18 protein-coding genes are annotated in these 23,225 nt (G+C 34.2%); 10 read left to right on the top strand and 8 right to left on the bottom strand.

The features are described from left to right. Window positions 1-447: 447 nt before the first annotated feature. Window positions 448-1,248 (top strand): acyl-CoA dehydrogenase family protein, encoded by an 801-nt coding sequence (locus tag V6M85_RS01520; protein WP_338602107.1) that lies wholly within the window; start codon window positions 448-450, stop codon window positions 1,246-1,248. Here the strand turns inward: V6M85_RS01520 and V6M85_RS01515 are convergent. The 5 genes from V6M85_RS01515 to V6M85_RS01495 all read right to left on the bottom strand — a co-directional run bounded on the left by V6M85_RS01515 (window position 1,234) and on the right by V6M85_RS01495 (window position 7,181). Next, window positions 1,234-2,526: an ATP-binding protein gene (locus V6M85_RS01515; RefSeq protein WP_338602104.1), complete on the bottom strand. Its 1,293-nt coding sequence runs from the start codon at window positions 2,524-2,526 to the stop codon at window positions 1,234-1,236. The two genes, V6M85_RS01520 and V6M85_RS01515, sit on opposite strands and share 15 nt — an antisense overlap. Before the next feature lie 341 nt (window positions 2,527-2,867). Further along, window positions 2,868-3,302: a MaoC family dehydratase gene (locus V6M85_RS01510; protein ID WP_338602102.1), complete on the bottom strand. Its 435-nt coding sequence runs from the start codon at window positions 3,300-3,302 to the stop codon at window positions 2,868-2,870. Between the two features lie 111 nt (window positions 3,303-3,413). Continuing rightward, entirely contained in the window at window positions 3,414-4,505 is a 1,092-nt protein-coding gene (locus tag V6M85_RS01505) for an acyl-CoA dehydrogenase family protein (protein WP_338602100.1), read from the bottom strand. A gap of 83 nt (window positions 4,506-4,588) precedes the next feature. After that, a complete protein-coding gene (locus tag V6M85_RS01500; RefSeq protein WP_338602097.1) occupies window positions 4,589-5,815 on the bottom strand; it encodes a TldD/PmbA family protein in 1,227 nt (408 codons plus the stop codon). Continuing rightward, a complete protein-coding gene (locus tag V6M85_RS01495; protein WP_338602094.1) occupies window positions 5,808-7,181 on the bottom strand; it encodes a TldD/PmbA family protein in 1,374 nt (457 codons plus the stop codon). Before V6M85_RS01495 ends, V6M85_RS01500 begins: the two co-directional genes overlap by 8 nt. A gap of 188 nt (window positions 7,182-7,369) precedes the next feature. Here V6M85_RS01495 and V6M85_RS01490 point away from each other — a divergent pair, with 188 nt between their 5' ends. Next, entirely contained in the window at window positions 7,370-8,821 is a 1,452-nt protein-coding gene (locus V6M85_RS01490; protein WP_338602092.1) for a PQQ-binding-like beta-propeller repeat protein, read from the top strand. Between the two features lie 183 nt (window positions 8,822-9,004). Continuing rightward, window positions 9,005-10,171, top strand: coding sequence for a hypothetical protein (locus V6M85_RS01485; RefSeq protein WP_338602090.1), 1,167 nt, complete (start codon window positions 9,005-9,007; stop codon window positions 10,169-10,171). 147 nt (window positions 10,172-10,318) lie between these two features. On the opposite strand, the gene V6M85_RS01480 is transcribed toward V6M85_RS01485, so the two are convergent. Then, window positions 10,319-11,128 (bottom strand): hypothetical protein, encoded by an 810-nt coding sequence (locus V6M85_RS01480; protein ID WP_338602087.1) that lies wholly within the window; start codon window positions 11,126-11,128, stop codon window positions 10,319-10,321. Window positions 11,129-11,274: 146 nt separating this feature from the next. Between V6M85_RS01480 and V6M85_RS01475 the strand changes: the two genes are divergently transcribed. Together V6M85_RS01475 and V6M85_RS01470 are read left to right on the top strand one after the other, a co-directional pair. After that, on the top strand, window positions 11,275-11,694 hold the full coding sequence (locus V6M85_RS01475) for an SRPBCC family protein (RefSeq protein ID WP_338602084.1): 420 nt from the start codon (window positions 11,275-11,277) through the stop codon (window positions 11,692-11,694). A 39-nt stretch (window positions 11,695-11,733) separates the two neighbouring features. Continuing rightward, complete coding sequence (locus V6M85_RS01470; protein ID WP_338602081.1) at window positions 11,734-12,774, top strand: arginine deiminase family protein; 1,041 nt, start codon at window positions 11,734-11,736, stop codon at window positions 12,772-12,774. Here V6M85_RS01470 and V6M85_RS01465 read toward each other — a convergent pair. Beyond that, on the bottom strand, window positions 12,771-13,868 hold the full coding sequence (locus V6M85_RS01465) for an MFS transporter (RefSeq protein WP_338602079.1): 1,098 nt from the start codon (window positions 13,866-13,868) through the stop codon (window positions 12,771-12,773). The two genes, V6M85_RS01470 and V6M85_RS01465, sit on opposite strands and share 4 nt — an antisense overlap. A gap of 19 nt (window positions 13,869-13,887) precedes the next feature. Beyond that, window positions 13,888-15,174, bottom strand: coding sequence for a TrpB-like pyridoxal phosphate-dependent enzyme (locus V6M85_RS01460; protein ID WP_422398109.1), 1,287 nt, complete (start codon window positions 15,172-15,174; stop codon window positions 13,888-13,890). A 117-nt stretch (window positions 15,175-15,291) separates the two neighbouring features. Here V6M85_RS01460 and V6M85_RS01455 point away from each other — a divergent pair, with 117 nt between their 5' ends. The 5 genes from V6M85_RS01455 (at window position 15,292) to V6M85_RS01435 (ending at window position 23,149) form a co-directional block, all read left to right on the top strand. Continuing rightward, on the top strand, window positions 15,292-16,119 hold the full coding sequence (locus V6M85_RS01455; RefSeq protein ID WP_338602075.1) for an ABC transporter ATP-binding protein: 828 nt from the start codon (window positions 15,292-15,294) through the stop codon (window positions 16,117-16,119). Then, window positions 16,109-16,822, top strand: a complete 714-nt coding sequence (locus V6M85_RS01450) for an ABC transporter permease (protein WP_338602073.1) — start codon at window positions 16,109-16,111, stop codon at window positions 16,820-16,822. Before V6M85_RS01455 ends, V6M85_RS01450 begins: the two co-directional genes overlap by 11 nt. Before the next feature lie 38 nt (window positions 16,823-16,860). Then, window positions 16,861-17,976 carry an OFA family MFS transporter gene (locus V6M85_RS01445; protein ID WP_338602071.1) on the top strand — a complete coding sequence of 372 codons (1,116 nt, stop codon included), beginning with the start codon at window positions 16,861-16,863 and terminating at the stop codon, window positions 17,974-17,976. 182 nt (window positions 17,977-18,158) lie between these two features. Further along, entirely contained in the window at window positions 18,159-21,980 is a 3,822-nt protein-coding gene (locus V6M85_RS01440) for a protease pro-enzyme activation domain-containing protein (RefSeq protein ID WP_338602069.1), read from the top strand. 35 nt (window positions 21,981-22,015) lie between these two features. After that, a complete protein-coding gene (locus V6M85_RS01435) occupies window positions 22,016-23,149 on the top strand; it encodes an MFS transporter (protein ID WP_338602066.1) in 1,134 nt (377 codons plus the stop codon). The last annotated feature ends 76 nt before the right edge of the window (window positions 23,150-23,225 follow it).

The raw sequence follows: 23,225 nt of genomic DNA, 5'->3' as shown, positions 1-23,225 counted from the left end.
TAAAAAGAAGGGGAGGAAGAGTCTAGACTCGCGTAAATACATAATATTAACTGATAACGGTTTATATATTAGGGAAGAATACATCTCCTTTAGAATAAAAAATAAAAATAGATATCAATAAACCACTGCTAGAGCTTGACTTCTCCTCGTCACAAAGTGACTCTCCTCATAGATTCGGAATTACGTCGAGGGGAATTCATGATGGTTAGAGACTCTCCTACGAATTCACAGCGTGAATTTAATTCAACTGTTAGAGGCGAAGCATGTAACGCCTACACATGAAAATTCCTTATTGCTACATAATCACGATTATCAATATATTCACACTTAAGACAATGAAAAATACAGATAACATAATGAAGCGGAATCCATAATTGATTCAATTCGTGCTAAATAAGTGGATATTAAGTTTTAAATGGATTCGCAATAATTTATAGTGGTGATACATTGCTGTTAGACGTTGAACACGATGAAGATCTCGAGCTGATAAAGAATGCCTTAAACGAATTCTTAAGCAGAGAGTGGACACAGTATGGAGCTAAAAAACATGAAGTAAGCAGAGATAAGAGCATTAATATATTTGAGAGAATTAGGGACTTGGGAATTTTCCAATTCATTAAAGAGACAAGCATGAAGAATGCACTGTTAATTAATGAGATAATCGGTGAGAATTTTTTACCTGGAATTGTAGCCTTTAATTCAATGGTGGGGTTGGATTATCCAGTAAGTATTGGAGTAAATTACGTTGCAGAGGTTGATAAGGCTGAGGTTATTATTACGCCAAGAGGGATTTCAAACAAGAACGAGATAAACGTTGAAGAGATTGAATCTCCAGATCCTTCGATACGAATGTATAAGATCATCGATGGTAAATGGAGAGAGTCCAATGTTGATTTCAATAAGGTAAAGTTATTAGCTTCAGCCCAGATTATAGGGCACGCGACTGCTGTGCTTAAAGAAACAATTGAATACTCTAAGAACAGAATTACTTTTGGGAAGCCTATAGGATCTTATCAAGCAATAAAACACAGATTAGTAGATGATGCAATAGGGTTAGAGTTAGTTAGGTCGAGATACTTAGTTAACCCGTCAGATTCAACGAGAATTCTTAAATACGCTTATAGGAAAGCGTTCAAAACTATTTTGGATTCGATACAGACACATGGAGGAATAGGTTTCACTGCAGATCTTGATTTACACCTTCATTTAAAGAGAGTAATAGCATTGGAGAAACTATTCCATCAATAACCATTTCCAAGCTTTGACCATTTTCACGTCACTATTATTAACCTTTAGTTCACCTTCTTCATCATAGGTAATTATCCTCGCTTTAACTTCTTTAATACGGAGGAATTCTTTTATCCCCTCTATCTCCCTTTCCATGTCAGTTGAGTAGTACGTAACTTGATATATTTCCCTAACTTCGTTTCCTCTTTTTATCACAAAGTCCACTTCTCGCTTCCCTTTATAGTAGAAAATATTATTGACACCATACCTTCTCATTAACTCTATAAAAATTAAGTTCTCAAATAAACCTCCTATATTCTCACTTAATCTGTAACCCACGACGTTAGATATACCATTATCTATACAATACACTTTTCTATCAGTCTTTAACATTTCACCTAACTTTGGATTTAACGCCTTAATGAAAAAAATTAGATAGGCGTTTTTCAAACATTCAGTATATCGTTGCAGATTTCTTAAGGGAATATTTAGAGATCTAGATAACTTTCTAAAACGCACCTTATTCCCAGGGTTTGAGATGTAAAAGAGAGCTAGATCCCTTACCTCATTAACGTTTTTTACATTACATTCGTCAATAACATCCCTATGTATAATATCGTCATAAAGTTGTAACAGTATCTTTTCCTTATTCTTTTCATTTAGGACTACTAAGGGGAAACCTCCAAATTTAAGGTATTCGAGAAACATAGCCTTTATTTCACTTTCTCTAGCTAGAATATCTAACTCAGTTGAGACGTTTATTCCTTTAAATCTTAAAAATTCCTTAAATGAAAGAGGATAAACATCTACGATCAAATGCCTACCAGCTAAGACTTTCTTAACGTTATCGTTGTTAATGCTTGCCGTTGATCCAGAGATTAAAACGTTAGCTTCTTTTCTATCGACAATTGATCTAACAAATCCTTCCCATCCTTTAACTTTCTGTATTTCATCTAAGAAGAGATATGTTCTTCCTTCATTTTTACTCTTCCTAATCTCTTTGTACAAGTTATACAACGAAAATAGGTCGTTAGCAGATTTGATTTCTTCAAAGCGCGAATCCTCAAAGTTAACTATAAGAATATTAAAAGGATCTTCTCCTTTTTCAATTAATTTCTTAGCCACTTGATTAATAATTGTTGATTTTCCAGCTCTTTTAACACCTAATATTGATATTGCATTGCCACTATTTATCAAACTTAGCACTTGTTCAACATATTCTCTTGGGATTCCAGTAAATTGGTCCTTATACCAGAAGTTCCAATCTATTAAGGCCTTTATCACTAACTCTCTATTCACTAAGAACTTAAAGCGTATGATATTAATAAATTTGACTCATGGAGTGAGTCAAGCATACGTTAAAATGACTCGTATAGTGAGTCAAATATGTAGATTTTGAATAACAATAATAGCACTACATCTTGTTAGAGATCATTTTACAGTATCAAAGGTACTCAAAATCCTCAGTACTAATTTATGAAACGTCTCTCGTCCTCTTCATAACAGAATACATGCAAGCTAGAATTCTATGCATTTTCGGAGATTTAAACTGTTATAAATGGAATTCAAAATCAAGTTTAAAAATTCCATTAGATGATGTTTAATTTAACTAGCTAATAGCAAATGGAATAAAATCACTTTTAAGTTCTCTTATTACACACTATCTCCATTTTTAATGTCATAACTTCCTCTCCTAGTTGATTTAATGTCTTTATCGTAAGATAAACTCTACCGTCTTTTTCCCTTTCTTTTTTATCAATAACTTCTACTATTGCTCTTAAAGTATCCCCTATCTTAACTGGTCTTTTAGCATCCATTTCCAATCTGGCTAATGCAACAAAACCCTCTCCAAACGGTTCTGTAGGTAATTGATAGGTTAGACCAACTGCAATGGATGCAGTTAACAGCCCAGGAACTATTCTGCCTTTAAATCTAGTTTTCTTTCCATATTCTTCATCTAAAAATAAGGGATTTAACGCCCCAGTTATCCCGGTAAAAATTACTATATCTGCTTCAGTTATTGTTCTACCTTTAGTTTCCCATTTCTGACCTACTTGAAAGTCTTCAAAGTACATGCCATATACTATCGCTCAGAAAATTATAAGTATTTTATCCTCTAGTAAATTCCGATTTAATATCCATTTTGTGAAAATTTTATAAATCTGCTAGCAAGATACAATATATTATTATTTAGGTAACTTAAGAACTCTCTCACCTATTAAGTTCCTAAGTATTTCTGAAGTACCTCCTGCTATAGTTCTGCCTCTAGATGCCAACATCCCCAAATACCATTTCTCTTTCATTATAGTCTCCACATCATAATTCATTACGGCAAGTTCATAAATTTTCTGTAATAATTCAGAAGATACCAGCTTTAATATAGAGCCTTCAATGTCAATTTCCTCTCCTCTTCTTAGCTTCACTAAAAGTCTTTGATAGAATGCTTCTAGACCTTCAACTTCATCTTCTATTTCCTCCAATCCCTTAATATTCTTTAGACTTTCTAATGTTATTTTTGACGTAAATAGCATAGTTACTCCTAAAGTAAATCTCTCATGATTCAGAACAGTCATGGCAACTTTCCAACCTTCACCTATCTTACCAATGATATTCTCCTTTGGAATTTTAGCGTTATTGAAATAAACCGTATTAAAATCACTTTTCCCCGTCATTTGATGAATTGGCGAAACCTTAATCCCTTCTTGCTTCATATTAAGTATAAACATGGTTAAACCATTGTACCTATCCTCACCAGTTCTCGCTAGGAGTATCATATAATCAGCTAAATGAGCATAGCTACTCCATATCTTCTGACCATTAACTATAAAATAATCTCCTTTATCTTCTGCTTTAGTTTTAATTGACGCTAAATCTGAGCCAGCTTGAGGTTCAGAAAAACCTTGGCACCATATATCTTCGGCTCTTAGAATCCTTGGCAAGTACTTCTTCTTTTGCTCATCGCTTCCGTGTTTTAATATAGCTGGTGCAGCAACCATTAGACCAATAGAACCCAAACTTCTACCATATGGCAAACCAGCCCTTATAAATTCCTCATAAGCTATTACTTCGTAAATTGGATCTAACCCTTGTCCACCATATTCTTTAGGCCAAGTTATGCCCAAATAACCTGCTTCAGCTAGTTTTCTTTGCCAAAGTCTCAATTCATCGTAATTATCAAATTCTACAGTTTCAAATAATATTTTTCTTCCTCTTAGCGATTGTGGTGCGTTATTATTTATCCACTCTCTTAACTTACTTCTGAACTCTTCCTCATTCACATGTAAAATTAACGATTATAAGATATAAAAATTATTCAGAACCAGGGTTTTCGTCACCTATTGGCTGAAACACGGTTCATCATCTACGCAATACTAAGCCTAACGTCTTTAATTAGAGCGTATGGATAAACTCCTTGCATAGGTGCGTCCCACCATCTTACAGAGTATCTTTCTTTAGACAACTCCATTATATTTTGTAAAATCCTTTTTAAATTATCAGCTATCCTCACTCTCCCTGCTATTCCGACAGGTTTACCATCTTTATAAACCACTGTAGCATCCCTGGCAACTGTTGAAAAATCTCCTTCAGCGTAATTCTGAAATCTAGTATACCACACATTATTAATGAAAACAACGTTTCCAGAGAGTAATGATTCATAACCTACATTTCCTTCCTTAACTTCTAAATTCCAAGCTGAAGGATATATCCACCCAGCATTTCCAGTGGTAGACGACTTAAAGACTGAAGACAGTTCATTATTTAGTAACGGAGTAACGAATACTCCTTCCTCTATTATTGGCTTATTATAGGTGAATGTTCCCTCATCATCGAATCCCCATGAATTAGGTCTATCTTCTTTAGGAGTGTCCATTAACGTAAACTTCTCTGATCCGACCTTTTCTCCAGGTTTTAACATAGACATCCCAGACATTATTGCAAATCCTGAGGCCATTCTGGCTACACTTTCCATTAGATTTCCCATAACTAATGGTGAGAGAACTACATTATATTTACCTTCTGCGATCTCATATTTCCCCGTAATAGACGCTAACTCGTTGGCCTTTTTTATGCTATCTTTAACTAATGATGGAGAAAAGTTTGTTGAAGAAAAGGCCCACTGTCCACTGTATTCCTTATTTTTGGCTCTGAAGTACCCGCTAATACTTTGATTACTTTCTAAACCGTTAAACCCTTTAGATGTAACTAGAGCTCTCTCGATATCATCAACAGATATTATACCATAAAGTGGATACTCAGATTCAATAAGGGATAAAAGTGGAGATAGATCATCAAATAGTGAAGACACGTTAGTGTTTCTTATTAACTTGTATTCCCTCTCATTTTCAGTCATTATTGGATAGAAATCCATTGGGACTAAATTCGGCTTCTCTTTTAAGTTACTTATCCTTCCTATAAATCCAAGATTTCCTTTCTTCAATGCTAAAAAGTAATATTCATTATTCATCCTCTGTATTGTTGCTATCTTGCTTTCCACAATTTTTATTACTATACTTCTAGTTCTGACTCTTAATAGACCAACTTCTTCTCCTTTAATTTCCTCGACGTATTTTACAATCTCTTCATTCATTTCCCATCACCTTAATCCTCACATTTCTTAATCTCATGTTAGGTCCCCCAAGCCAAACTGGTATACCTTGATCTGGGTCCCCCTTACCACAGGTTCCCGGATAAAAAACAAGACTATTATCTACGGCATCTACAGCTTTCAATAAATCCGGAGTCTTACCTTGAAAAACTGGGAATAGAACTGGATCGCCTATTTCACCATTCTTTATCTCATATGCCTCTAAACCAACATATCGTTGCCCTAATCTCAAATCATCAATATTCCACTCCATATAACTCTTTATATACACACCTTCCTTTACATCCTCCAATAGTTCCTCAAATGACATATTACCAGGCTTAAAGAAGGTATTTGACATTCTAACTAAGGGTTCCCTATCGAAATTAGCTGCTCTAGCTGAACCATTACTCTTAACATTAAATTTACCCGCACTAAATCTATTATGAAGGAATTCGTTAATCTTACCATCCTTGATTAAATACTTAGGCCTAGCTTCAACACCTTCATCATCTATAGTATAATAACCGCCACTACCTGGGATTGTGGGATCGTCTATAACATTAACTACATCACTACCTATCTTGCCCTCCTTCATCTCAGCCAAATAACTTAAACCAGCCTGTGCGAATTCTCTGCCTAATATTCTATCAGCTTCAAATGGATGACCAACTGATTCATGGGCCATTATACCAGTTAGCATATTACTTAGAATAACATCAGTAACCTTTTCACCATAACTCTTACCTTTAGATAAGACTTGAGTTACAGACCTAATCTTATCTGCTAAGAATTCACTTAAGTTCATTCTATCTAAAACTTCTAAGCCTCCGCTACCCCCGAGCTCATAAAAAGCAGTCGCTGTCCTATTATTTTCCCTAATTACAAGATTCATCCCTACATAAAGCCTAGGTACTCTCCCCCTTATATGCGAACCATTAACTATTATTTCCTTTTCTTCTATACTTTCGTTATAGAAGAAAGAAATGCTCGAAAGTGAATTATAACCTTTTACAGTTTCGTACAGATTTTTAAAATAATTAATCTTTTCATCGATTGACATCAAGTCAAATGGTTTACCTTCCTTTACCTCATAAGTTCCATCCTTAGGTTCAGAATTGTCAAAATTACTCTCCCAACCTTCTATCTTATATTCTTTAGGATTAACTAAATCATCAGGGTTACTAGATGATATGAAATATAATAAGCCATCTTTATAATATCTTACTGCATATCCTTCATCCTTAAATTTAAATGAACCCATTAATCTACCATTAAGAAAGTACATACTAAAGGTAGAAATTGAACTTTTCCGAACCTCTACATAGGGATATTTGTAGACGTTATAAATACGCTCTACATCGTCCATATTATGAAATAGAGACGGCAAAATAAAAAGATTAGCCAACTATAATTCGTAAGAATATCAATTAAATTCCAGTCTTCTCCCAGCCTTAAATAACTGGTTCAAAATCTCATCAAGATAAGTATTATTAAATCAGTGTTTGTACAAGTACTTACGATAAAGTTTATATTTCCTTAATTCGAAGGCGATATATGATTAGATATCGAATAGTTGGAGTAATTTTAATACTTACAATTATAATGTTATCAATGCTTATCATAAACACCCTAGATAAGGTTAACATAGTAACCAGAACAGTAACACAGAACGTTCAGAAAAACAGCGTAAATATAAACGATAGCCTTCCCACTTCTACGTCTCTCACATTATCTAATACTTCTGTAAAAACATTAGCTTTACCCAATAATTCTTTCGCCAAACCGTATGTCATTCAATCTATACCAGAATCCACGTTCAAATATTACAGAAACACTGTAATGTTCGAAGAAGACCCAATGCATATATATTTTGTGCCAGTCAAGAGTGGATATTTCATATTGAATGTTACTGGAGCGATAATAGTCCCGCCTTCGATATATGGCGATTTGATTATTGTGACCACATCTGGACCAATGGATCTTACAACTAGAACATTAATGTATGATATTGGATGTATTTACGCAGTAAATCTGAGTAATGGAAACGTGGTATGGTCTGAGGAATTTCAAAATCAGATCATGACACAGCCAATTATAATTAACGGTATTTTAATTGTAGGTCTAGGTAATAATCAATTTATTAACTGTACAGTAAGAGGTACCGGTGAAAATGCAATAGAAGCCATTAATATAAGTAATGGAAGGATACTTTGGAACTTCACTACTCTAGGAGAAGATATGCCAACGCCAGTATATTATAATGGAATGATAATAGAAGCTAACGGTAATGGAGAAGTGTTTGCACTAAATATCTCAAATGGAGAACTAGTATGGAGTGATAATATACAATCATACGTCAGTATGAGTTCTCCAGTACTAGCTAATAACGTAATTTACTTTGGTTCAGCACATCCCTATGTATTCTGGGCAATAAATGCACAAAATGGCAAGATTTTATGGTATGATAATCTATCGGAAGTTTTCAATAATAGTGCATTAGGAGGACTTGATGACTCATCTCCCGCATATTCTAATGGAATTGTAGTGACCTCATTCACAATACATCTTAATAGCAATTTCTCGATGTATGAAATTCTAATAGCTATGAACTCAAGCAATGGGAAAATATTGTGGACCTTAAATGAAGGAAACGCACCAATACCTCCAAATTTAGAATCTCCACCACCAGTAATCTACAGAGGAATTGTATTCCACGACTCGCCAGTAGGGATCTTATATGCGGTTAATCTCACTAACGGAAAAATCCTATGGACATTCAAAACTGGACCAACTCTTAGTAATGTAGATATTGTAAGAAACTTAATTCTGATCCAGAATTCTCATGGAACATTGTACATACTTAATCTCAAAGGTGAGTTAATTAAGCAGATAATAACACCAGTACAACCTGGTCCCGGTAATATTATAGTGACTCTTAACTCCATAATTCTAGTAGGAATAAATGGGGTAATTGATACAATACCGTTACAGTCAATATTCGAGTGAACCAAATAAATATTTTTAATGTCGCACCAAATAACGAAATTACCTTTATAATACTTGAATATGAAACAACAAGCGATTTTAAGGCGTAGTGGTAAAGCTCACCTTATTCGAGTAAACGTAAAAATCTATAATCACTCCCTCCCCTCAAAGTTTAAATACAATAACCTTTTTATCCTCTTATACATGATATTAACTTCAGACTATTCTACTTTTCACTCATTACCACCTTTGCCATTAAGACTTCTACCCAGTTTTATAAAAGGAAGAAAATATCCCCCTTATGGATTAAGAAAAGTAGAAGCAATAATTGTAGAATCTCGCATCGTACCGCCTGAGAAACTAAACGATAATCTGGTATGTAAAGAAAAACTAATTGGGATTTATGTTAATGACCCATTTGGGCTTACAGAAGTTTCTAAGGGACTAGTTAGCATATTTCATGAAGAGCTAAATTACTCATATTATTTTAGAAAATTTTCTAGAATTGTAAAGCGATTCAAAGAGAAATGTAATATAAAAGTTTTAGCTGGTGGTCCAGGAGCATGGGAAGTCGTAAATGAGGATTGGATTGACCACGTAATAATTGGTGAGGCTGAAATTACATTACCTAAGGTTTTAAATGAGAATAGTACTTCTAAGATCATCCAAGGGACTGAAAGCGATAGATTCTATCCTATAAAGGGGCCATCAGCCATGGCTGAAGTAGAAGTAATGAGAAAGGATAGGAAAATACCAATTAGTGTCATAAAGGAAGAATTGAAAATTCAATCTATTCATGGTTATGTGAATCTAATCTCTAATGACCTGTTAGCTTATGGAGATGAGAAAGACGTACTAAATCTTTTAGAACTAAGCTCACATTATGGCAAGGTTTATTTTTCACAGATTAGCGTAATCTCAGCCATGGCTTTTAACCTATCAAAAATAAGAGAAGTATTAGGTTTGAATGAAAATAATTGGCGGTCTCCTGTATTAAGCTCTAAAGCAGGAAGTTGTATATTAAAGATCGAATCAGAAGTAATTAAAGAATTAAACAAGAATTTCATCTATCCAACTATTTTTACTGATATCGAGAATTTTAGGGAGCTCGATAAGTATAAAGCAATAATCATTCCACTACTTTCGAAGGAGAATTCTGAAGACGTATATTCAATTCTATACAATATATGGTTACATAATAAGAAAGTAACCAAAATTCCTTTTTCTAGAGTAGTAGATTATATTTTATATAAAAATAAGGAGACTAAAGGCGAATATTTAAATAAGCTCAAATTAAGAGGAAAGCTAGGTACGCTTTATCTGGTTTCTTTACTTATAAGGAGCTATTTTTCACGTTATCCAAACTATTAATAATATCCTTAGCATGTAAGGTATGTTTGAGAGATATTTTCATCGATTAGTATAGTTAATGTGTTATAGACTCCTCTACAGCCATAAAGTTTAATCCTTACAAATCTAAATGTCAAAAAAAGAAAATAGGAGACATAATATAAGGGTTTACATCTTTATTACTCTCCTAGTTGACGGTATTTCTTCAACTATCTTCTTTGATTCTAACCTTAGGATATCAATCTCATAAATAGAGTTCGTTGAGTAAATTACTTTTTCCTTATTTACTTTAGCTATTGCAGTCACACCGAATGTAGGTCTAGGCAATCTTATGGGTAATTTGTCCCAGTTTACTCCTCCATCTTTAGAAATAATCAATGGCTCATATGCCATTATATGCCCTACAACGATATCATCTAGATCCTCAATGCCATGAGCATATCCACTAATTCGTTTATCAAATTTAATTAAATCTTTAGTCAAATATAAACCGTCAGCAGCAGCAATCAATAAATTATCTCCTTTAACCAAAAGGTTATGCATGTCTGCGATGAACTCTATCGGCCTCAATTTCCTTATTGAATCACCTACTAAGAGATTGCCTTCTTCTACTGTAGCTATTATTTGACCTTTAAATACGGCGAAATCTGTGATGTGAGGCGGACCGTAGGGGAAATCCCAGCCTAATTCTTTAGCCTCATTTGTTAAATCTAGTATTAAATTAACTTCCCTCTTATCACCTTTAATCTCATAAATTTTTGGACCCTCTATTGAAGCGTAGACAGCGCCCATATATCTCCATAATCTCCAACATCCTTCATTTATTATAGTCTCACCATTTACTATCACTCCTTGCCTTGAAGAGCAAATATATGGTAATATGGCATCATTAACCGAGTAACCTTGCGTCAGTCTCTCTATTTCTCGATCTTTCTCATTAAGCCTAAATAGTCCGTCATCGGTTGCAATCAGATACATAGTACATTTTTAGATACTATGTTTAAGTATTTTTCGTTAACTATCTAATTTTTTGGAAATAAAACAAATAAACTATCACTTTTCACACTACGTAGAAAACTCTCGATTGCAAAATCATTTTAAGCCAGGCAAATAAAGAGTTTTTAATGATAGAATTTACCATAGAGAAGAGTTTTACACTCCCAGAAGAGGTGGTTTGGACAATTGTAAGAGATGTAAATTCGATCCCAAAGTACTGGAGGGGAGTTAGAGAGTTAGACGTGAAAGAAGTAAGCAAAAATATATATGAAGGTAAAATCAGATTCGCATTCCCCTCGAATGGTAGAGTAAGAATAACTGTTGACGAGAACGAGAAATCCCTAACTTTTGAATACTTAGATGGACCAATAAGGGGATATAATAAGGTTAAGGTTTTTAAAGGAAAAATTATCTCTGAATGGAGAGTCAGGATGAGTGGTCTCCTAAGGCTATCTGAAAATTGGAATAAGAATCATTTTATGCAGGGTACTGAACATGCACTAGAGAGGATATTAAATGACGCAATAAGGACTGTAGATAACACTTGAAAATTAGCTTATATACATTAAGATATTAATCTTATTTTAATGAGAGCTTATGCTAATGCGGAATGGAATAAGCTAAGAGAGATAGCAATGCATAAGCCAGGATTAGAAGTAATGTTTGGACTCCTAGATTCTTCTTCATTTCTCTATGCTAGACAATTCAAATGGAATAAAGCTAGAAAAGAGCATGATACACTTAGAAGAACATTAAAAGAGGAGAGGATAGTAATATATAGGCTTAAGCAAACTCTCATAAAAAAGATAAAATACGATAAAAAATTTAAAGATAAAGTAGTGGATAAGGTTAAAGTCGGAAGTGATGATCCAGAGTTCCTAGTAGAATTGCTAATCTTAAGACCTTTACTTAAATATAAGGAGAGAGAAAGGGGTCTTCATTTAGAGGTGACACTTATCGACCCTTTATCTAATTTGTACTTTATGAGGGATCAACAGATAACTACCCATAAAGGAGTTATCATAGGAAAGATGTTTACTCATCAAAGAGAAAAGGAGATAGAGGTCATTAAGTTATTTTGGGAGGCATTAGGTATAGAATATAATGAGATAAAAACAGGAAAATTGGAAGGTGGAGATTTTTACCCCATGGGAGATTTTGTTTTGGTTGGAATTGGAAATAGAAGTGATATTAATGGTGTAAAGGAGTTGTCCCAATTGCTAGACGGAAAAGAGATTGGTGTGGTTTATGAGACTAAGAACGAGTTCTTTCATTTAGATACGTTCTTTAACGTAGCATCTTCTGCTTCAGTAGTTGGTGTAGAAGAATTAATGAAAGAAAGTAAAGTTGAAGTATATTATGATAATAAACTAGTAAATATAACTACATTATATGATTATATAATGAAAGAGAAGGGCTTCAATTTGATTAGTGTAAATATAAAAGAAGCAAGTAAATATGCCACTAATTTTCTTACAATTGATGATGGGAAGATAATTTCGCCTAAAAATCCTGCAAATAAAAAATTTGAAAAGGAAGGCCTAGATGTGATAGAAGTTAAGGTTTCAAACCTAACTGGGGGAGCTGGGGGTATTCATTGCATGACCGCAATTATACGAAGAGATTAAACACTTGCACCTTTAGTCTCCTTTATTAGAAGTACGCATATAAGAGTTATACATATATAAACTATTATAACTAGTTGAGAATTGGTTTCTCTAATAAGAAGAGGTGCAAGAGCACCTCCCAACACACTTGCAATCTGATAAGATAAATTGGAAGCAGTTACCCTATATTTCTTATCAAATATTTCAGTAAATATAGAGGATTGAGGAGCATATAGTGCAGAATCTGAAATTGAAAATAAGATTTCCCCTAAAGCAACTGAGAAGAAAAATGAGAAAATTCCTAAAACTGCAATTATTAATCCCACAACTACCACCATTTTTCTTCCTATTATATCACTTAAATAACCAAAAAATGGTAGAAAGAACAATTGTAGAGATATTGATAGTAAAACTATTGATGCTATACTCCTAGTTAGGCTAGATTCTGCAAAAATGAATGACGTGAATATGTAAAAAATAGCACTTTCTGTAACCTTTATTCCTATTGCCTTTAAGATATTTTTCCAGTCATCTCTTATTGCCTCTAAGAGAGGTAATTTACTTCTTGATGGTACTACCAGCTCAGAATCCATGTCCTTAACTAGAATAAGAGAAATCATAGATAATATTATAATGATAATAAAGGAGTAATTCCATTTATCAATTGGAATTAGAATAATTGTAGACGACGATAAGATCACCGCAATTGGAACTGCTAACTGAATGAAACTCGCAATAAACCCCCTAAATTTATAGCTAGAATACATTTCAACAATAATTGTACTAGCTCCTCCCCATTCTCCACCTAAACTAAATCCCTGCAATAACCTTGAAACTAATAATGACACCGTATTTGGAAAAAATGTAAGGAGAATAGATGAGATAATTAGGATGATGCCCGTTAGAATGAGAGCAGTTTTTCTGTTTATCCTATCTCCTATATGACCAAAAAATACACTCCCCATAGCCCTAGTTATAAAACCAGTCATGAAAACTATCGACCCAATAAGCTCACTTAATATAATAAATGAAAGCTGTGAAACCAAAAAGAATGCATACCATTGGGAGATAGTTAGTAGTAAACTTCCTACTACTATTAGTAAAGCTTTTTTCACAAGATAAAAAAGGGAATTACTATTCTTTAAATAATACTGAAGCGTAGTTTCCTAAATCTAGTAAGCCATGTCCAGAGAAACTTACTAGCACGGTCTTCTTCTCTCCAGACTTCTTAGCCTCTTCCGCAATTTCAGCCAATATAGGTAGGGCATGAGAGGTCTCTGGAGCTGGTATATATCCTTCTAATTCTGAAAACAGCTTAGCCCATCTAAATGATTCCTCTTGCGAATAATCTCTAGCCTCTACTATACCCTTAGACATTAGTAAACTGAGTGTTGGAGCTACTGCATGATATCTTAATCCACCTGCATATACTGGAGGTGGCACAAAATCCGATCCTATTGTGTACATCTTTAGCATTGGCAATAATTTTGCAGTATCTGGATAATCATATTTATAAACACCTTTTGTCATTTTAGGAATTTCTGACGAACCACTAGCAATATATTTTCTCCTTACTTTACCTCTTCTTAATTCCTCACCTAAGAAGGGGTATGCTAATGCAGCGTAGTTTGATCCTCCGCCCACTACGCCTATAATGTAATCTGGATCTTCACCTATAGATTCCATTTGCTTCATCGCTTCCATTCCTGCAATAGTCTTAAACATTATATCTGAGTTTACCACACTTCCTACTACGTATTTACCACCATGTTCATAAGCGTATTTTACTGCTTCACTTATCGCTATACCTAAGGAGCCAGGATGATTAGGATCTTTAGCTAACAGTTCTCTTCCAAAATCAGTAAGGTCTGACGGTGAGGGATGTACTTCAGCACCATACATCTGCATCATATATTTTCTATAGGGTTTTGCATAATAACTAGTTCTTACCATGAAAACATGAGCTTTCATCTTAAATAATGCGGAAGCTAAGGCAACTGCTGAACCCCATTGACCCGCTCCAGTTTCTGTAGTAACGAAGTTTACATTGTCTAGCTTAGCATAATAAACATGCGCTAATGCACTATTAATCTTATGAGAACCAGTATATGTATAACTCTCCATTTTTAAATATATTTTAATATTATTTCCTAAATACTCCTCTAATCTTTTAGCTCTGATTATGGGAGTTGGCCTCCCGACTTGTAGGTATCTTTCTAAAATCTCTTCTGGTATCTTAACGTATCTCTCCTTTGTGAATTCGAGCTCTAACACCTTACTCGGTAAAACGATTTTCAACAATTCCAATGATTTTCCAGTTGAATCTATCGGTGGTGGAAGTTCTTCCGGAAGATCTGGCAAAATATTATACCAATTTGTTGGTATCTCATCTTGGGGTAGGTCTATCCTTATTTTTCCCATAGGCAATTATTTAGACAATGAGATTTATAAGGGTTTAATATAATCTATGTTTTACTGTAATGTTTTATAAATTCTAATTTACAAAGAATTTAAAAGGACATAATACTAAGAAGATTTATGAACGTTATTGAAGTGAATAGAGTATGGAAAGCTTATGGAAAGTTAATAGCAAATGAAGATATTACGATGTTTGTAAAAGAAGGCGAAATAATAGCTCTATTAGGTCCTAATGGTGCTGGTAAAACTACTTTAGTAAAGCAAATATACGGTGAACTGACGCCAACAAGAGGAGAAATAAGAGTTCTTGGAAAAAGACCTAATGATAGACACATTAAGAAGCTACTAGGGGTTATACCACAAGAATGTGAACCGTATGGAGATCTAACAGTATGGGATAACATATATTATATGGGCAGATTAAAGGGCGTACCAAAAGATGAGATAAAAAATAGAGGAGAAATCTTATTGGAAAAATTAGATTTGAAAGATAAGAGAAATACCTTAGCTAGAGATCTGTCAGGTGGGCTAAAGAGGAGAACGTTGATAGCAATGGCCTTAATAAATAATCCTAAACTGCTGATTTTAGATGAGCCTACAACAGGTTTAGATCCTGAAGCTAGAAGAGAAGTATGGGAGATTTTACTTAATATGAAAAGAGAGGGGCAGAGTATGTTACTTACTACACATTATCTTGAGGAGGCTGAACGACTAGCTGATAGAATATATTTCCTAAGCAGAAAAATAATTGTAGAGGGTACACCTACGCAAATTAAGGAAAAGTTCGCAGATTGGTATGAAGTTACAGATTACGCTAGTGGCAAGGTTTATAAGGTCAAGGGAGAAGAGGAACTTAAAAAACTTATAATGTCCATAAATGGCAAATTCGAAGTGAGAATGCCAAGCCTAGAAGAAATTTATCTCCAAGTGATGAAGAATGCTGAGTGAATTCATTAATTTAATTATAATGCAGTTCAAAATGATAAAAGCGTATTTACCAGTATTCCTATTCTTCTCTATATTATTTCCAATAGGGTTTATGTTGGTATTTGGATATATTTCCATACACTCTCTAACACCTTATGTCGTCGCTGGCACTATAACCTTCTACATTTCCGTAGGTGTTCTAACCTCAGTCGCACAATCACTTGCCTTTGAAAGAAATGCTGGAAGATTTTCTCTAATGATAGCTACTGGTATACCTAGAGAGCTTTACGCGATAAGTATAGCTCTAAGTAACGGAATTGCCACTCTAGTAATGGTTCCAATAATTTTAATTCTTGGAAGTTATTTTCTGCATGTAGAAATAAGATCTATCCCCTATCTAATCCTCGGATTAATATCTTCATTATTTATGGCATCAATGCTTGGAATGACACTGGGTTTAGGAATTAGAAATATATATGCAGTTAATCAGTACTCAACAATAATTGGTTTCGTTCTCTCCTTCTTCGCCCCAGTATATTTTCCAGTAACATTTATACCGTTACCATATCGATATCTCACATTTATAGAGCCAACAACTTATGTATCTCAAGCTCTATATAATGCATTTATAGGTAGCCCAACCTCTTTATTATGGAGCTTAGGAACAGTTGTTTTCGGTTTCGTTTTCGTTATCTTAAATAGATATGTCATAAAAAGACAATAACGCTAACTTTTTTAAACCAAATTTAGGCATTTGTCTTTATGAACAAGAACAAGTATCTTATTATTGGCTTCATCGTAATGTGTTTCAATTCCTTATATCAATACTCATGGAATGCACTAGAACCACTTTTGAAAAATGGTTTTAACGTTAGTTTAGTTGAAATAGCTTTAGGTTTCACACTATTTAGCATATTCTCTTCCGGATTTCAGCCTGTAGGAGGACATTTTGCCGATAAAGACGGACCAAAAAAGATAGGTATCATCTCAGCGATTCTATCAGCAATTGGATTTTTAGGAACATATCTTTCTCCTAACGTTTATGTGTTCTATGTAAGTTGGTCAGTAGGTAGTATAGGTGAGGGAATACTTTATGGGATAGCAGCTAATCTAGCCATGAAGTGGTTTAGGGACAGAATGGCTTTTGCCACTGGAATAGTTTCCATGGGATTTGGTCTAGGTTCTGCAATAGCAAACCCATTCATAGCAATGGCAAACAATTACAGAATAGTAACATTAACAATAGGACTAGTTGAGATAATACTACTCCCAATATTGTTATACCTATCGGATTATCCACCTAAATTAACTGGCCAAACACCTAAACAAGCAATTTTAAGCGTAAAATTCTGGCTTATTTATGTATCTTTCGTAACTGCTATAGTACCATTAACAGTTATGTCTTCTGAATTGCCAGTATTGGGTAAGAATTTACCACAACAAGAATTGATAACTCTCATTTCAATATTGCCATTGCTAAGCGGGGGACTAAGGCCATTTTTCGGTTATGTAGCTGATAGATTGGGAATCTTGAGAACTGTATTGCTATTAAACATAATACTGACAATTGGCAGTGTAATGATAATAATAGGTCAGATTCCAGTTTCTACTATACTCATAGGTCTTGCAGGAGGTTCCATGATAACCTTGTATTTTAACGTGTCAACTGAAATATTTGGAACTAGATTTTCGACTGTGAACAGTGGAATACTATACACTGGTAAGGCGTTAGGTGGAGCTCTAGGTAGTGTAGTGTTTGCAATATTATATACTATAGGTCTCCAGATATCTGAAATATATACTTTAACATGTAGTTTAATAGGTGTGATAGCATTACTACCGCTTTTATTTACTAAGCAAATGAGAAAAGTCCAATAATTTTTTCTTTAATTATCAACTATTCGTTAAGTAATACTCTAATCAATAATACCAGATAGAGCTAGACCATTTGGGATAGCTCTATTCATCAGTTTCTTATTAGTAAAATAATCAAAAGACACCAGTACATTAATCAGTGTACTAACGAAAAAAATTTAAGTATTAAAAATCTACCGTTATACATGATAAAGTATCTATTTTTGCTCTCAATACTTTTACTTTCAATAATCCCTTTATTTTCAATATCAATGACAAATATTTACGAGCAGCCATTAGTAATAAAGGGATTCTCGAAAATAGGTACGTTAAATACTAATCAAGAGGTAATAGTTACAATCTTTATACCCCTTAAAAATTTAGGATTATTATATTATTATGCAAATGCAGTCTCGAACCCTAATTCCCCATTGTACCATAAGTTCCTAAGCGAGGATCAAGTTAGAGAGTTATTTTTACCTATTGCTCAGTATAATGAAATTTTAGACTACGTGAAAAATAATGGATTTCAAATACTGTTTACTGCTTTGGATTCTGTTATAGTCGTAAAGGGAACAGTCGAGCAAGTTGAGACGTATTTCGGAACTAATTTTGCAGTATATTCCAATGGTACAGTTACATATTATACTAATTATGGATATCCTAAGATAAACGCTTACGTATATTCTAGCAATATATCAGCATTATTCCTAGCTCATCCATCTACATTAATTACAGAGAACACGATAAGAAATCTCGAACAAGAAGTAAACATGACTTCTCCTATCGAGGCATATTGGCCTACTGCATTGAGGAATGTTTACAACGTAACTGCAATACCTACGCAGGGAGAAAATACTACAATAGGAATATTGGACTTTTACGGAGATCCTTACATAATACAACAATTGGCTTATTTCGATAAGATTACTGGCTTACCTAATCCTCCTAACTTCACGATAATTCCTATAGGACCCTATAATCCCAACTTAGGTATTCTTACTGGTTGGGCTGGTGAAATTAGCTTAGATGTTGAAGTTGCACATGCTATGGCGCCGAAGGCAAATATGATACTTTATATTGCAAATCCAGATATTCCATTATCTGCAGTAATCGCCTATATTGTGAATCAAGATAACGTTAACGTATTATCGCAGAGCTTTAGCATACCGGAATCTCTTTTCTCTTCAATATTTAATGGAGCTTCATTTTATTCATGCATTGTATTGAGTGACGAATACTACGCGTTAGGATCAGCAGAAGGAATAACATTTCTAGCTAGTTCAGGTGATACGGGAGGTTCTGGTTACAGTAACGGTCCCCTTGGTACTGTTGGATATCCTTCATCATCACCCTTTGTAACAGCTGTTGGAGGAACAACTACATACATACAATTTCCTAATGGGTCATATTATCAGACAGCTTGGTCAAATTACGGTTTTGTACCAAATAATGTAAATTACGGTGGATCTACTGGTGGTGTGAGTATAGTTGAGCCTAAACCTTGGTATCAATGGGGATTAAAAACTCCAAGCACTTATCCAAATGGTAAGTTAATTCCAGAAATTTCAGCTAATGCTAATGTATATCCCGGAATATACGTAATCTTTCCGAACAATCAAACTGGAATAACTGGTGGAACCAGTGAGGCTTCTCCATTGATCGCTGGACTTTTAGCTACAATTGAGAGTTATACCCATGAGAGGATAGGTTTACTTAACCCAGTTCTTAGCTATATGGCAGAAAACTATTATGGCAAAGCAATACAGCCAATAACATTTGGTTATAATATTCCTTGGACAGCCAGCTATGGTTATAATTTGGTAACTGGTTATGGTACAATTAATGTAGGATATTTTGCTAAACTATTACCAACTAACTTAACTAGTAAAGAATTAAGTGTAGTAGTAAGCGTGTATAATACATCTATACCTTCCGTACCACCACAACAATTATACCCAGGACAGCGGATTTTAGTTACTGCAAACATCACCTATCCCAACGGAACCACGGTTCAATACGGTTCATTTAAAGGTGTAGTGGAGAATTACCTGGGAAATATAACTACTTTCAATATGACTTATAATCCACTTAGCAAATTGTGGGTTGGGTATACAATATTACCCAAGGATGCTAGCGGAATTCTATTCATTTACGTAATGGGCAATACAACCAAAGGAATAGAAGGGATTGGATATTATGAGATATTTTCAGGGTACTATATAACATTCAGTTACACTATGCCGTTCACCCCAGTATACACAAAGCTAGGAAATGCGGAATTAGGAATCAGTTTATCTAATTCATTTTTCCAAGCGCCAGTTGGTATAACTAATATTACACTTGACATATTTTCTTACAATATTACTAATAACGAGTACACTCTCATTGACGTATTGAACTTGTCTATAAAGAATGGAGTGGGTATAATTGATTTACCATCTAACCTAAGCGCAGGTGACTTGTTAATTGAGGCTACTAACGCTTATGGATTCGATGCGTTCACAAATGGAATATACATGCAATCACTGTTTATACTTCCACAAGTTTTAGCTGAACCGGGTAGTGTTGCCCCAGGGCAGTATATAATAATCACAGGAAATATTATACCTCCAGTTAATTTACCAGTAAGTACTTTTCAAAATGTACTCTACGGTAGCAATATCACAGCTGAACTAGTAAGTGAAAGCGGAATGATAGTAAGTAAGACTAATATACCATTAAATGAAAGTGGAGTTTATTATGGTTATTTATATGTACCTAAGAATGTAACGAGTGGTCTTTATGATGTGTTGCTTTTTGCTAACTATTACTCTAACTCATTAAATACTACTATACAAGGATTTTATTACGGTCAGATTTACGTATCAAATCAACTTAACGTTATAATAAAATCTATAAAATACGCTTTTGAAGGACAAAACGTTATCGTTTACGCTAATATAACTAATGGTAGTAAGGAAATTACTTTTGGAATGTTTAGTGCTACAGTATACCCAGAAAGCTTGTCTTTCGAATACACATCTCCGCAAATTCAAAGCGTTCAGATACCATTATGGTATAATCCCGTGATTGGATTATGGGAGGGTAATTTTACGTTACCTTCTGTTTTAAGCGTTGGCAACTTAACTTACCTAGCTGGTAATGGATATTATGGAACGCCTTTCAAAGTACTAATTACTGGTATTTCAGCATTCGGAAGTCCAACAAGTACCAGCAATAGCGGTGCTTACTCAATTAACGTATTACCTTATACCTTAATCGAGGACCAAACTCTAAGTGAGAGCTTACCTTATTATGCTAACTTAGTTAATGTGAGAATAATCAATAGCAATGGTAATCTGTTAGATGATATATTTAATAACGTTACGGTAATCAATAGCAACGTGAAAATTATAGACGGAAACGTATCCGGAGTAACGATCTATAATTCCACAGTATTTCTTATTCAGTCATCTGCAGAAAATATTACTCTCTACAATTCAACACTATATACAATAGGAGGAAGCATTAATGGAATAAAGGTAATTAACTCAAAACTTATACCTACAAACACACCTATAAAAAACATATATCCAATGCCACCAACCATATTTATATCCTCGCCATCACGTAATCTGACTGGAACAGTTAACATTACAGTTAACGTGATAGGTGAAGATATTGCTGAAGTTAACGCATACTTAGATGGAAATTTAATCGCAACATTTGCTAATAATGGAACGCACGTAATCACTATAGATACTTCGAAGTATCCAGATGGAGGATACAACTTGACTGTTTCTGCAATACAAAACGATGGCTTAAGTGCTAGTAATAGTACATATTTATATTTCGAAAATAACTTAGTTAACTTGAACACTAACGTAAACTCAAAAATAACAACCATATCTAATCAACTAAGTAACGTAAGTACAAGCTTGACATCGCTAAAGACTTCCTTATTTGATTACCAGATAATATCGCTCAGTATTGGAATTATTGCAATCATTTTAGCTATTATGGCATTAGTTATGAGAAGAAGATAAAAGTTTTTTAATAGTTTTTCTCTTTCTCTTTTTGTATGATAAAAAATAGAAATGAGGTTCTTAAGATCTCATTTTCGGCATTCTTCGCTGATTTAGGGTATCAGGCAGTAGTAGCTTCATTTCCAATTGTGTTTGTGATAATATTTAAAGCACCCATACCTTTGTATGGTTTAGCAGAGGCGTTAAATTATGGTCTTGGGACTGGTATGGCTTATCTTGGAGGCATATTGGGCGATAGATTTGGGAGAAAAAAGATAGCTATAATTGGAAATTCTTTAATCTTATTTGTATCACTTATGGGTCTCTCAAGAGACTACATTCAAGCGTTATTATTTTTCATGATAGGATGGTGGTTTAGGAATTTTAGATCTCCTCCTAGAAGAGCAATGTTAGCAGAGGTAACTTCACCTCAGGAAAGATCAGAAGCGTTCGGAATCCTACATTCATTAGATATCGCAGGTGCGTTGCTAGCTATAGTCTATCTTACAATTCTCTTATATCTTCACGTCCCAATATTTACCATTCTTTTATTCACATCAATTCCTCTCGTTATATCTACGTTGTTTTTAAGTAGAGTAAAAGCGGGTAAGAGAAATGATAATAAGAAGAACATACAATCGATCAGCAATAAAAAGGTGTTTTGGACTATAATTTTCTCCACAATGTTCTTTGGATTTAGCCAATACAGTTTTGGATTCCCTATACTTACAACTGCAGAAATTACTGGTAAAGACTATTTAGGGATACTTGCCTATGGTGTTTTCCTAGGTGCCTCATCATTATTTGGATATCTATTTGGAAAAGTTAACTTAGGTGAACTAACTAGTTTAGCATTTTTAGGATATCTTATAGGCGCTATTTCCTCACTGGGTTTCGCATTTTTGTCCGGAATAGGCTTAGCCTCATTATATCCATTGTCTTTCCTTATGGGAATTGGCGTAGCTTCCACAGAAACTTTCGAACCAACAATAATATCTAAAGTAGTGAAATCAGAAAGCTACGGAGAGAGTATGGGCTATTTGTCGGCGGGGAGAAGTATAGGGATATTCCTCGGCAATGTAATCATGGGCTTATTATATCAGATAAGTTACACTTATGCGTATGTATTCGCGTCAATAATGTCACTGATATCCTTTACGTTAGTACTAAGTTTAATCATAAGAAAATAGTCCATTGACTTCCTATAAAAAGATCTAGTTTAGAAAGAGACACCTTTTACTCAATTTTTAGATTTGTCGTTCAGCG

The organism is Sulfolobus tengchongensis (assembly GCF_036967215.1).
GTDB lineage: Archaea > Thermoproteota > Thermoprotei_A > Sulfolobales > Sulfolobaceae > Saccharolobus > Saccharolobus tengchongensis_A.
Note: the sequence above shows the minus strand (reverse complement) of the source record. Positions and strands in the feature narration are given on the sequence as shown.